The 12,571-nt window shown below is 64.0% G+C and carries 14 protein-coding genes; 9 read left to right on the forward strand and 5 right to left on the reverse strand.

Features of this window, described 5'->3' with window-relative positions; genetic code table 11:
* From WBG82_RS15840 to WBG82_RS15860, 5 genes are all read right to left on the reverse strand, one after another.
* Positions 1-2,686: BPTD_3080 family restriction endonuclease (locus WBG82_RS15840; RefSeq protein ID WP_424425886.1), on the reverse strand; the 2,686-nt coding region annotated here is incomplete at its 3' end.
* The gene (locus WBG82_RS15845) at positions 2,683-3,570 is read right to left on the reverse strand and encodes a WYL domain-containing protein (RefSeq protein ID WP_027444206.1); all 888 of its coding nucleotides are present in this window, start codon (positions 3,568-3,570) and stop codon (positions 2,683-2,685) included. The genes WBG82_RS15840 and WBG82_RS15845, both read right to left, overlap by 4 nt.
* 137 nt (positions 3,571-3,707) lie before the next feature.
* Positions 3,708-4,016 carry a hypothetical protein gene (locus WBG82_RS15850; protein ID WP_424425888.1) on the reverse strand — a complete coding sequence of 103 codons (309 nt, stop codon included), beginning with the start codon at positions 4,014-4,016 and terminating at the stop codon, positions 3,708-3,710.
* 92 nt (positions 4,017-4,108) lie between these two features.
* Positions 4,109-5,440, reverse strand: coding sequence for a recombinase family protein (locus tag WBG82_RS15855; RefSeq protein ID WP_424425890.1), 1,332 nt, complete (start codon positions 5,438-5,440; stop codon positions 4,109-4,111).
* Positions 5,437-5,889 carry a DUF2924 domain-containing protein gene (locus tag WBG82_RS15860; protein WP_239798578.1) on the reverse strand — a complete coding sequence of 151 codons (453 nt, stop codon included), beginning with the start codon at positions 5,887-5,889 and terminating at the stop codon, positions 5,437-5,439. Before WBG82_RS15860 ends, WBG82_RS15855 begins: the two co-directional genes overlap by 4 nt.
* Positions 5,890-6,240: 351 nt before the next feature.
* Between WBG82_RS15860 and WBG82_RS15865 the strand changes: the two genes are divergently transcribed.
* The 9 genes from WBG82_RS15865 to WBG82_RS15905 all read left to right on the forward strand — a co-directional run.
* Positions 6,241-7,488 (forward strand): hypothetical protein, encoded by a 1,248-nt coding sequence (locus WBG82_RS15865; protein ID WP_424425892.1) that lies wholly within the window; start codon positions 6,241-6,243, stop codon positions 7,486-7,488.
* Complete coding sequence (locus WBG82_RS15870) at positions 7,448-8,428, forward strand: winged helix-turn-helix domain-containing protein (RefSeq protein ID WP_424425894.1); 981 nt, start codon at positions 7,448-7,450, stop codon at positions 8,426-8,428. The genes WBG82_RS15865 and WBG82_RS15870 overlap by 41 nt, the downstream gene beginning before the upstream one ends.
* A gap of 37 nt (positions 8,429-8,465) precedes the next feature.
* Positions 8,466-9,179 carry a hypothetical protein gene (locus WBG82_RS15875; protein WP_424425896.1) on the forward strand — a complete coding sequence of 238 codons (714 nt, stop codon included), beginning with the start codon at positions 8,466-8,468 and terminating at the stop codon, positions 9,177-9,179.
* Positions 9,180-9,369: 190 nt separating this feature from the next.
* Positions 9,370-9,945: a sigma factor gene (locus WBG82_RS15880; RefSeq protein WP_276199967.1), complete on the forward strand. Its 576-nt coding sequence runs from the start codon at positions 9,370-9,372 to the stop codon at positions 9,943-9,945.
* A 34-nt stretch (positions 9,946-9,979) separates the two neighbouring features.
* Positions 9,980-10,321 carry a hypothetical protein gene (locus WBG82_RS15885; RefSeq protein ID WP_424425898.1) on the forward strand — a complete coding sequence of 114 codons (342 nt, stop codon included), beginning with the start codon at positions 9,980-9,982 and terminating at the stop codon, positions 10,319-10,321.
* Positions 10,321-10,815, forward strand: coding sequence for a hypothetical protein (locus tag WBG82_RS15890; RefSeq protein ID WP_424425900.1), 495 nt, complete (start codon positions 10,321-10,323; stop codon positions 10,813-10,815). Before WBG82_RS15885 ends, WBG82_RS15890 begins: the two co-directional genes overlap by 1 nt.
* A complete protein-coding gene (locus WBG82_RS15895) occupies positions 10,812-11,111 on the forward strand; it encodes a hypothetical protein (protein WP_424425901.1) in 300 nt (99 codons plus the stop codon). The genes WBG82_RS15890 and WBG82_RS15895 overlap by 4 nt, the downstream gene beginning before the upstream one ends.
* Positions 11,111-11,944, forward strand: a complete 834-nt coding sequence (locus tag WBG82_RS15900) for an ATP-binding protein (RefSeq protein ID WP_424425903.1) — start codon at positions 11,111-11,113, stop codon at positions 11,942-11,944. Before WBG82_RS15895 ends, WBG82_RS15900 begins: the two co-directional genes overlap by 1 nt.
* A 6-nt stretch (positions 11,945-11,950) precedes the next feature.
* Positions 11,951-12,571, forward strand: a 621-nt coding sequence (locus WBG82_RS15905) for a hypothetical protein (RefSeq protein WP_424425905.1), incomplete at its 3' end; no start/stop codon positions are given.

Consider the following 12,571-nt stretch of genomic DNA (forward strand, 5'->3'; position numbering starts at 1 on the left):
CCCAATCGCTGTCGCAGACGACCCAGTTCACGTGGCACTTGCGCGGGTCGGTCTGCCAGCGCGTTTCCTTCGACGTCGTGAAGTTGACGAAGGCCGTCGAGCCGGTGGGGTTGTAGGCGTCGAGGATCGCTTTGACCGGCCGGTCGCCGGCGAGCGTTTCGGTGATGGCGGCCTTGATCCGCTCCGCCGCCATGTCGGCGATCTCCTTGTAGATCAGCTGCGCGGGATAGGTGCCGCCCGAACACTTGAGATAGCCGCCTTCGAGCCATTGGCGTGTAATGCGCTTGAGCTGCCCGAACAAATGGAGCTTCGGCTCCTCTCCCGGATCGCGATACTTGTTGTAAAGAAGGTGCCGCGCGAGGTGGAACAGGACGGTCGAGGACCGCATGTCCTCCAGATGCGCGACAGTCAGATCGACGCCTTCGCCGATGATGCCCTGATTCTTGGTCACAGACGGACCGACAAGTTCCGGCGTCAGATGGAGGACGTGATCCCGCCCGAAGGCCGCTTCCAGCCGCTCGTCGGGCAGTTCGACGCGATAGCCCTCGACGCGCGGAAAGACGATCTCCAGCGCGTCGCGGTCCGGTTTGACGGCATGGACCCGCACCGTCTCGCGCGGTTTGGCGGGCGGGGAGACGACCGGTTTGGCGGCAAAGTCGAACGGAATGCCGAGCACGTCGGCATACTCTACGTTGAACAGCCCTTCCTCGTTGAGGTCATAGGACTGACGACGCAGGCCACGACCGACCACCTGCTCGCACAGGAGCTGCGTGCCGAAGGCGCGAACGCCGAGGATATGGGTGACGGTGTTGGCGTCCCATCCCTCCGTCAGCATCGAGACCGAGACGACACAACGCACCTGCTCACCCAGCCGCCCCTTCTTGCCGACGGTGTTCATGACCTCACGCAAGAGCGTGGCGTCGTCGATACTGTCGGCGGCGTGGACGTCGCCGGTGCGCTCGATCATCTCGCGACGGAAGCGTTCGATCTCATCGCCCGCCATCTCGCGGAAGTCCTTGTCGAGGGCTTCACCGGATTCGAGTTGGGCCGAGTCGATCAGGATCGTGTTCGGACGGGCGATGCGGTTTCCGTAGTCGTCGTAATTGCGGAACAGCGCCAGGCGGCCGTTCTCCAGCGTCGTGGAGCCGTCGTCGTTCTCGCGATGGAAGCCGGAGACGTACTTGTAGATCAGCTCCGAGGTCGAGGTGTTGTTGCACACCACAATGAAGACCGGCGGCACGCCGATGCCCTCGTTCTCCCAGAGCTCGAACGTTTTCTGATAGTGGCCATAGAGCGCTTCGAGCGCGGTCAGCAGCTCCGCCGGCAGGCTCAGCGGATCGAGCGACTTGCCTGCGCTGCGGCCCTTCTTCGGCAGCTTCTTGCCGATGTGCTCCCATAGATTGCGGAACTTCGGCGTGTCGCCGCCTGGAATATTGTCGGCGACCGGAACGCGCGGCAGCTTCACGATGCCGCATTCGATCGCGTCCATGAGGGAGAAGTCGCTCATGGTCCACGGGAACAGGGTGCCTTCCGCATAACCCGAGCCGCGCAAAAAGAAGGGCGTGGCCGAGAGGTCGTAGACGAGCGATATCCCAAGCTTACGCTTGACCGCCTCGAGCCCCGAGATCCACATCCGGGCGGCCTCGTTGTTTGCCTTGGCCTCGTCCTTATCCTCGCCCTTGAGGTCAGCTTCAGTTTCGCCTTCGGCGTCCTTCACCCGCTCGCGATAGCAATGATGCGCCTCGTCATTCAGAACGACGATGTTCTTTAGCCCCATGAGTTCGGGCATGACTCGCTGAAGCATCTGGCCTTCGGTCTCCAGCGTCTGCAGCGTCTCGCCGCGCCAGCCTTCCAGGGCGGTGCGGGTGCCCTTGGAGACGGAAATCCGCTCACGCAATTTGAAGGCATGATAGTTGGTGATGACGATCTTCGCCCGGTCGACATCGGCAAGCATATCGGGCGGCACGATCTCACGGTGCCGGTAGTAGCTCTCCGGGTCGTTGGGCAACAGAACCCGCAAGCGATCCTTGATGGTGATGCCCGGCGCGACGACCAGAAAGCCGCGCGAGAACTGCTTGCTGTTCGGATGGCGGACAGCATTCACCGTCTGCCAGGCTATCAGCATCGCCATTACGGTCGTCTTACCGGCGCCGGTGGCGAGCTTCAGCGCCAGGCGCATGAGCTCCGGATTGGCCTGCGCGTTGCCGCCCTCGATGTGAGCCCAGAATTTCTTCGTCCGTGCGCCGAGCTTCGGCGCGACCTCAGTGAGCCAGATTGCTGTCTCGACGGCTTCGATCTGGCAGAAGAATGGACGAATACTCTCGAATTTGTGGTGACGCCAATGCGTCAGCAGGCGCGCCGTTTCCGGCGTGACCAGCCACTGGTCGGGGTTGGGCAGCCTGCGCCATTCCTCGACGTAGGTGCGGACCTCGTTGATGATCGGAGTGGGGTTGTACTCCTGCTCCTCCGATGACAGGCCGGTGTCATCGCCAAAGATCATCTGAGCCTGATTGCCGCGTCCCTGGCGGCGCTTCTTCGGCTTCGGAACCGGGGTGATGAGGTCGGATCGGCGCCGTGTCTCGATGATCCGATTGGTTGGCTGCCCGTCCTCATCGAGTTCCCAATGTCGGCGCGGATACTCGTAGGGCGAGTTCAGGATCGGGCGTTCGAAGAATGTCTCGCTCATACCCGAACCTCTCCATTGTCCTGCCGCGGCAAGCTCGGGCCAGCTGCATCCCTATTGAGCAATACGATCTGTTGATCTTGAGGACGGCGCGCGGCCGGATCGGTATCGAGGCCAAGCCTGCGGAGCGCGTAGTAGAGCAACGCCTTTCGAACCCGGATTTTCGCTCGTCCTCCACGCATCCCGTAATCCAGTGCGATCACCTTCTTCTGGGTATCTGAGAGATCGGGATGGGGTCCGATCTCAAGCACCACTTCGTCATTCCAATCTTGATCCGCCTCTGATCCCATCTCGCTTGGCTTGGTGCCGCGGGTCTCGATGATCCGCGAAAGCAGGAAGTCCTTGAAGCTTCGGTCGCTGAGACAGAACGCCCGGGTATGCCAGCGGAACCCGTCGAAGCCGATTGCGTGTGGCGCAATCCAACGCCAGCGCGGCTCCGGCCGCGACAGCGACTGATACTTGACCTCGATCGCTTCGGACCGGCGGATCGCAGCGACCACTGCGCGCAGCGTCTTGGCATTAACGCCCCGCACGGGCGTCGGCGCTGCATCGTAGGGGGGAAACTGTCCGATCCACGCATCGGCGCGATCCAGAATTCCGTCGGCGACTGATCTAAGCTGCGCGAGATAGCGGTTCGCGTCGGGTTTCAGGAACTGTGGAGCGAACTCTGCACCGCGGACATAGGCGCGAGCGCTCTTGTCGTAGTGGATGTTCTGCGGCGCCATTCCGATATAGCGGTTCAGGTCAGTGGACGCCTGATTCACCGACACCCCGAACGCCTCCATCAGATCGCCCCGGTTCACATGCCCCTCCCAAAACAGCCGGAACTCGATGAATTCGAGTCGTTGCTCGACTCCCCACCGCAGATCGGCCTTCGCTTTCGCCACCCTGGACTCCCAATGACATGATCCGTCCGTTAACTAGGCATGACTAGTTACTGGGCTCTTCGATCACGCTAACGGAGAGATGATCGGCGGGCAATAGAAACTTGACGGGCGCGCGGTTTCGTGGCCGGCGATCGGCGTCAGAGGCCCAGCGCAGCTCGCTGTGCCGCCCACTCTAGCGGCATGGGCTTCAACAGAGCGTCCATCTGCAAGGCGGCCGGTTGCCTTCCGTCGAGAATCGCCTCGACGATATCCGGGGCTAGTAACGTCAGGCGCAGGACCCGGCAAAGGTAGGACTGGTTGATCTTCTCCGCTTCGGCCAGCTCGGTCACCGAGGCGAATCGGCCGCTCTCCATGAGGCGCTTCCAGCGGTGGGCCCGGGCGATCGCCTTCAACATGGTGTTGTCGACGCGCGGGCGGGGCTGGCCCCAACACGCCCCGTCGGGCATGACCACCTGCTTGCGTCCGCCGCGCTTCCGGAGAGTCAGAGGCACACGGACCGTTAGTGTCCGCCCGTCATCGGAGGTGGCGTCACCGGCTCTCATGCTGCCCTCCGAGGATCGTCGGCCATGCCTCCAAGCTCATGAACCAGACGGGCCAGCCCATCGACGCGGAGGCGGATGTCCACGCCCTCCTGTCCGACGTCGACGCGCTCGACAAGAAGCTGGACGATGCGCGCCTGCTCGGCCGGGAACAGCTCGTCCCACAGCGGGTCCAGCCCTTCCAGGGCTTCCCTGACCTCAGCCTCGGACAGACCATCGATCTCGGGCCGCGCCGATCGCCATGTGCCGACGATCACCTCCGGGGCGCGAAGGAGGCCGCGCAGCTGGTCGACAACCGCGCCCTCGATCTCGGCGGCGGGCACGCGCCCCACCGGGCAGGCATCGGCGCCGCGCTTCAGGACCGACTGGCTGACATAGTAGCGGTAGAGCTTGTCGCCGCGCCGCGTGTGCGTCGGTGTCATGGCGCAGCCGGTTGGACCGAAGATGAGGCCCTTCAGCAGGGCCGGTGTCGCGGCCCGTGTCCGGCCGGCGCGGACCCTTGGGCTCTCGCGCAGGATTCCGTGCACCTTGTCCCACAGGGCGCGCGTGATGATGGCTTCGTGCTCGCCGGGATAGGCCGTCCCCTTGTGCACGGCGTCCCCGATATAGATCCGGTTGTTGAGCAGCTTGTAGAGGAAGCCCTTGTCGACGAGCCGTCCGCGCCGCGTCCGCACACCCTCGGCGGCGAGCGCCCGAGCCAGCGCCGTCGCCGAACCCACCTCGACGAAGCGCTCGAAGATCATCCGGACCGTCGCGGCCTCGGCATCATTGATCACCAGCTTGCGGTCCCTGACCTCGTAGCCGAGCGGCACGAAGCCGCCCATCCACATGCCGCGTTTGCGCGAGGCGGCGATCTTGTCCCGGATGCGCTCGCCGATAACCTCGCGCTCGAACTGGGCGAAGCTGAGCAGGATGTTGAGCGTAAGCCGCCCCATGGACGTCGTGGTGTTGAACGACTGGGTCACGCTGACGAAGGTAACGCCGCCGCGATCGAACACCTCGACCAGCTTGGCGAAATCCATCAGCGAGCGGCTGAGCCGATCGATCTTGTAGACCACGACAACGTCGATCCGGCCGTCCTCGATGTCGGCGAGCAGGCGCTTCAGCGCCGGCCGGTCGAGCGTGCCGCCCGAGAAGCCGCCGTCATCATAGGACTCAGGATAGAGCACCCAGCCTTCGGCCTTCTGGCTGGCGATATAGGCCTCACAAGCTTCGCGCTGGGCGTCGAGGCTGTTGAATTCCATCTCCAGCCCTTCTTCCGTCGACTTGCGCGTATAGACCGCGCAGCGCAGCTTTCGGATAAATTTGGTGGATGCGGGTGATTTCGTCATGCTTGGCCTCGCCGGTTCTTGAGGCCGAAGAAGACCCAGCCGTTCCAGCGCGTGCCGGTGATGGCGCGCGCGATGGCGGAGAGCGAGCGGTAGGGACGCCCCTGCCATTCATAACCGTCGTTCAGCACCGTGACGGTGTGCTCGACGCCCTGCCATTCGCGGATCAGCCGCGTGCCGGCGATCGGCTTGTCGTCGGCGCGGATCCGGCGCAGCACGATGTTGCCACCGTCGAGCTGCTCGCCCAGGGCTTCGAGGCGCTCGATGGTCGCGGGTTTCAAACCGCCATAAGCCAATTCCTGGATCCGATAGGCGAGCCGGCTTTCGAGGAAGCGCCGATTGTAAGGCGGTGCCTCCGTGTCGAAGAGTTCGCGCCACTGCTTCTTGAGGTCAGGCGTCGGCGTGGTCTTCAGCGCGGCCAGCCGGGACAGGATGTTTTCTGTCATGGTCATGCGTCTCCTTTGCAAATTGGAGTTCCATGACCGCTCCGGTCGGGCGGGAAGTGAAGGCAACTTTCTCCGCGGTCGCCAGATACTTGCCTTGACTGGCGTGCCTTGAGCCGAACCAGCCCGCGCGCAAGAATCCTGCAGACCTCCCCGATTCGCTCGTCCGGCGTCATATTCCCGGGGTGGATCGGGTTCGGCATGTCCATCGCAGAGGTCACCTAAGGGATTGGATTCCCTTGGCCTCTACTCACGGTGCGGACGATCCGTCCCAAGGCGATGGCTTTTGAATCGACTCCGCTAGGCATTTGCGATAAGAACGTAAGATGAACAAATGCGAGGCAATTATGGGCGGCTGAGATGGCTAAGAACCTGAAGAAATTCGTCAATCCCAAGTTTACCCGAACCGTCGATCTCGGCCTGCTGGGCCGCCTGTTCGAGCGCCACGGCGATGCCCTGAACGGGCTGGACCTTGGGATCTTCAGGAACGAGGCCGCGCAGGACGAGGCACGCAGCGCCGTCCAGGATTTCTTCGCAGGCCCGGAGGAGAACTACCCGGAAGGACTCGTCGCCGACCTGCACCGGATCGCGGAGATCGGTAACGCGGCAGGCCTCGACATTATTCTTCAGCAGGCCGCGCGGCTCGGGATCCGCGTGACACCCGAAGCGAAGGATGACGAGCCGGAGGTTCACCAGGATCCCAAGCACGTCGCCCTGCGCGTCTTCCTCGATCATCCCGACGTTTTTGACGCCGCGTCGGACATGATGGCGCTCATGGCGCGTACGTCGCTCGCCGAGTTCGTAGGCCGCGACGAAGGCGTCGAGGCGATCATGGACGATCGCGCAAAGGCCGAATTTGAAACCGCCGCCGCCGCGATGTTTGAACAGGATCTCCGCAGCAACTATTGCCGCGCCGGCTGGTATGACGATGCCGACGAACTCGTTCTGGTGATCGAGCACGGTTCTCCGATCACCACGACCGATGTCCTGCAAAAGGACCAGAAGCGAGTAATCAGCTTCCGCGCCGCCGAACACGCGGTGCTGTCCTACAACTCAACGACGGGCCTGTTGAAGATCGGCGGCGTGGCCAAGGCGCGTCGCGGCGACCTCGCGGAACTGTTCGCCCACAAGGTCCTGGGCAAGCCCGAATTCTTCGCCGGCGACGACGCCCAGAACCTCTACACGCTCGACCCGGTGCAACGCGCGGGCTTCGGCTTCGCGTTCAACCATGACTTCGATCCGGGCATCCAGCGGGTCCAGATCACCGAGGTCCAGGTCGACCGCGTCGGCGCCGATCCGAAGACCGGCGAGACACGAACCTTCTACTCCTATGTTGCGCGCGACGGACGCGACAATGCCCTGGCCAGGTTGGGCGAGATGATGCGGGGCGCTAGTCTCGGGTCGGATTGGCGCCTCAACCACATCGTCATCCGCGTCCATTTCGCGACCGGCGGCAAGTCGGCGAAGAAGGTGACCGTCAAGCTGAAGCCGCCGGCACACGCCATGTTCAAGCGTCAGCAGTTCGAGGGCCAGATCATGACGCTCCTTCGCCGCAACGGACTGCTCAATGACCGAGACGCTGCCCAGGCTGCTGTTGCGGCTGAGTGAGGCGGGCGATCCCGCAATCCTTTGGGGCCGACAGGCTGCGCCTCATGCCGGGCGCGATTTCGAGCGGCTGCTCGATCGTGGCGTCCTGGTCGAGCAGGCGCCGGCAACGGAATGGGATGTGTGCCCCGCGTGCGATTGCGGTCTCGACGCGCGGCCCATCCATCAGGTCAACGGGCGACACATCGCGGTTTGTCCGACGGACCGGCGCAGCGACCTTGTCCTCGACGATGACGATCTGCGGAGCTTTCGCATTCATCCTCCCGCACTGGTCCGCGAAATCGCCATGGCGTCCGGGTTCGGAGGCGAGCCGGCGCCGGTCGCGGCGGGTGTCTGGCATCTGGGCCAGACATCGAGCCAACGGGTGCTGTTCCTTGCGCTTTCGAGCGATGCGTTGCTCCAACCGGGATTGATCGGCCTGATGCGTTCCATTGCCCGGTCATCGCCCATCACCGTGATCGCGCCGGCGATGGCTGCAGATCACTGGGCGCGCTTGGTCGACGCGGGGCTTCATGTTGTCGCTGGATCGCACTGCATTGCTTGCGATGGAGATGCACCTGGATTGGCCATTGATCAGTCCAAATTGGAATCGCAACCGAGTTTGGCGCCCCGATTGGTGGTTCAACGCGCCGCCAAGACGGTATCTCTCGACGGAACGCCCAAAACCCTGTCCGATCAGGAGTTCCAACTGCTGGTCCTTCTAGCGGAACATGCGTTGAAGTCGCCCGCCATCGTCGAGAATCGTGAAATCGAGGCGCACATTTGGGGAGCGAGCATCCATAGGATTTCGTCGCAGGTGCGCGAACCCGTTCGCGCGCTTCGGGATGCGCTGGCTCGAGGAAGTACGGATGCCACGTCCGTACGCGCATTGATCGAGAATCGGCGAAATCCGAACGGCTACCGGCTGGCTCTGCCTCCGGAGGAAATCGAATTGCTTTCCTAGCTCGCTGAACGGGAAGCCGTCTTTGGAGGCAAAAGCCATGGCCGGATACGGCAGCAAGGAAGATGGCGGGTACAATGAGCAGAGCTTGGCATACAAGAAGGCCCCGTCCATCGAGCACTACGTGAAGCTTCGCCGTGCTGACCCGTCCGCCGAAATTGAGGTCGCCGTAATCGGTGGTATGGACCAGCTCTACTTCATGGAGGGAGAGCTGCGGAAGTACGGGTTCGATCCGGAAATGATCGCTTCCGTCCTCGATGCCGATCCCGAGGCAATCAGCGAGGTCTCTCTCCAGATCATGGAGAAGCTGATCGAGGTCAAGAACCTCGCTAAGGCTGGGCAAACTCATCTCACGCGACGTGGGCTCGCCATTCCCGACAAGCTGGTGAACTGGCTCATTGCCTGCATGTTGGACGCGTTGAGCTGGAACGACGACCTCTACATCCCGAGGGATCTCATCGTTCTCATTCGCGAGCGACTGGGTGGCTCCAACCCTGAGTATGAGCAAGCTTCTGATGCCCATCAGAAGCGATGGGCGGCGATCACAATCGGTGGGCAGCTGAAGGCGCGGGGGATCAAGCCGAGCTTCAGGATGCTCGCCGGAGCACTGAATGTTTCGCCGAGCACAGTCATGCGCTGGTTCCCCGACGGTGACTTTGAGAAAGAAATCGCTCGAGTGGCGACCTGGTTCGATGAGAACGGCCAGTTGCGCGACTTAAAGGATGTATTTCAACCACCGTTGCAAACGAAATAAGCTGCGCAACGCCCAACTGGTCAGTCAAACCTGCGGCACCGATTGAGAGCGACTGATCGCAGGAAGTCTCCGGTGAGCGGGCCAAGCATACCCACAGTTCGCCCACATCATCACCACGTCGTGCCCACCTATGCTGGCGCGCGCATCGGCAACCTGCGGACATCACGAACGATGACCGAGGCGTTGACCGATGCACTCTTCGATTTCCCGAGCCGACCTTCAGATCCTTCTCCATGAGGCGGACATCGCGGCCCGCCGCCTCGTCCGCCAGCTGCGGCTTCCTCGCGCCGATCTCGACGATGTCCGCCAGGACCTGCTCGTTGATCTAATAGCCCGGCTTCCCGCCTACGACGCAGATCGCGGCACGCTCGGCGCCTTTGCCGGTTCCGTCCTCACCAACAGGGCGACGCGCATCGCCAACAAGGTGAAGCGGGAGCGCCGGATGTATGGCGCGACGCCGATCTCGCTCGATGAGGTCATTCCCGACAGCGACGGGCTGACCCGCGGCGGCCTCATCGCCGAAGCCGACGGCCTATCAGCGCTCTTCGGCCAGCCCGCCGATGCATTCGCCTCCGCCGAGGAGCGTCTCGATGTCGAGCGCGGTCTCGGTTCGCTCGAACCCGCCGATTGCGCCCTCTGCGCAGCCCTTTCCCGCGCCACCGCCGATCGCCTTGCCGCGAGCGGGCATGGCGCCCGCAGCAGCCTCTACCGCCGCGTCAAGGACATCCGCCTCGCCCTGACGGCGATCGGCGTCCATGCCGCGTGAGACGGTTCGGCGAGCGCGTGAGTAGGAGCCCATCATGAACGTCATTGCATCCAGATTCCCCGCTGTCCGGAAGCCGCTCACCGAGATCGATCTCTGCGGCTGGGTCGGTCAGGCAGTACCCGGCGACATCCTCGAATATCACCGTGGATTCCTCGCGCTCGACACCATGCCCCAGGGCACGCGCCTTGCCGAACGGGAGCGGGCGGAACTCGCCCGCGTCGCGCGCCGCGCCTGGTGGGCGGCCGAGCGCGGATTGATCCATCTCGTGCAGCGTCGCCACCGGTCGGACGATTACAGCTATCTGGCCATCGCCCGCCCGAAGCCGAAGCAGGCTTCGGTTTCGCTGTCCTCGCTTCTGCTGGCGGAGATGGCGTGATGGCATCTGATCGCAACAACCGCCCCAGCCTCGACGACATCCGCACCATGCCGGTCGGCGAGATCGCAAAGCTTCCGGCGGAGCATCTGGCGCTGCTCCAGGAGGATGCCGACGCCGCCCTGGATGCCGCCAAGCGGCTCAAGGAGTGGCTCGAAGGCGCGATCGCGCTTCGCTATGCCGACGCGGCAGCGACGGTGCGCCGGGCCGAAGGCAGGGACACCGGCCTCGTTCGTTTCGAGGACGGCGCCGTCGTGGTCGCTGCCGATCTCCCGAAGAAGGTCGTCTGGGACCAGTCGCTGCTCGCCGCACTCGTCGAGCGCATCCGTGCAGGCGGGGAGAACCCGGCCGACTACGTCGACATCGGCTTCAAGGTCCCCGAGCGCAAATACACCGCCTGGCCCACCGCTATCCGCGAGGCCTTCGCCGCCGCCCGCACGGTGCGGACCGCCAAGCCGACCTTCCGTCTCACCATCAAGTCCAAGGATACCCGATGACCAGCTCTGCTGCCCTGACCGAGATCCGCAAGCGCCACTACGCGCTCGAAGCGCTGCCCGACACCATCGTCATTCCGGTGCTCGGCGAAATCCGCCGCGAACAGGTGGTCAAGCCGATCGAGGACGCCACGCTCGACGATATCGCCTTCGCCTTGCTGGGTGTCGAAGCCGAGTTCAGCGCGGTCGGCGACCGCCTGCACGCCTTGCGCAAGCTCTATGGTCTCGCCCGGCAGGCTGGGGCGCGCGGGAGTGAGTGCGCGCTCGACGTCGCGTCGCGCAACACTGGAGGCCGCTGATGGCGCTGCGCATCGTCAGCGCCGACGAACGGCTGTCCGCGGCCGGCGCCAAGACCACCATGGCGATCTTCGGTCCGAGCGGCGTCGGCAAGACATCCTTGCTGAAATCGCTGCCGCCGGCCGAGACGCTCTGCATCGATCTCGAGGCCGGCATGAAGTCGGTCCAGGATTGGCCCGGCGATAGCATCCCGGTGCGCACTTTCGCCGACGCCCTCGATATCGGCTGCCTCGTCGGCGGGGTCAATCCGTCGGCCGACCCGAGCGGCTTCTTCTCCGAGGCGCATTACCAGCATCTCAGGGAAAGCTATCCCGACCTCGTCCAGATGATCGCGGGCAAGCGCATCATCTTCATCGACTCGATCACCGACCTCACGCGCCAAGCAATGGCCTGGGCGAAGACGCGGCCAGAGGCTTTCTCCGACAAGACCGGCAAACCAGACACCCGCGGCGCCTACGGGCTGCTCGCCCGCGAGGTCATCGGCCTGCTCAAGCATCTGCAGCACGCGCAGGCGAAGACCGTGATCTTCGTCGGCATCCTCGAACGCGTCACCGACGAGTTCAACCGCACGACCTGGCAGCCGCAGATGGAAGGCGGCAAGGCCGGTCGCGAGCTTCCCGGCATCGTCGATCAGGTCATCACCATGAGCCTGTTCGCGCGCGACGGGGACGGCTGGCGGCATGAGCCCGAGCGCGGCGAAGAACGCCGCCTCGTCTGCCGCGCCGGCAATCCCTTCGGCCTGCCGGCGAAGGATCGCAGCGGTCGTCTCGATGTCACCGAGTCGCCCGACCTCGGCGCGCTGCTCTCCAAGATCAATGCAACACGGAAAGGATGACGAGCCATGAGCTTCGACATGAACGACGCCGAGCCGCAGAAGAGCGGCGAACTGATCCCCGACGGCACCTTCGCCAAGGTCACCATGACCATCCGGCCGGGTGGGACCGACGGCCAGAGCGAGATCGACCGGGGGCTGCTCAAGGCCTCGAACGCGCCCGGTAGCGACGTGCTGATGGTGGATGCCGAGTTCACCGTCGCCGAGGGTCCGCACGTCCGGCGCAAGTTCTGGCAGATGTTCACCGTCTCCGGCGGCAAGGTCGATGAGCAGGGTGTCTCGATCGGCTGGAAAATCTCGAAGGGCAGCTTCCGCGCGATGATCGACAGCGCGCTCGGGCTCGATCCGCAGGACATGAGCGACGCGGCGAAGGCGAAGCGGATCCTGCGCGGTTTGGCTGACCTCAACGGCATCACCTTTGTCGCCAAGATCAAGGTCGAACCCAGCGGCGACCCGCGCTACGGCGACAGCAACAAGCTCGACCGTGTGGTTCTGCCGAGCGAACCGGAATGGCGGAAGGTGATGGACGGCGAGGTCCTGGCGCCGAGCCCCAGCACCCGCGCGCGGCCGAAGGCTGTATCGCCCGCATCGCCCGCAGCCCCGGCCTGGGGGCAGCCCGCCGCATCGCCG

This window comes from Parvibaculum sp., from assembly GCF_049671045.1.
Classification (GTDB): Bacteria; Pseudomonadota; Alphaproteobacteria; order Parvibaculales; family Parvibaculaceae; genus Parvibaculum.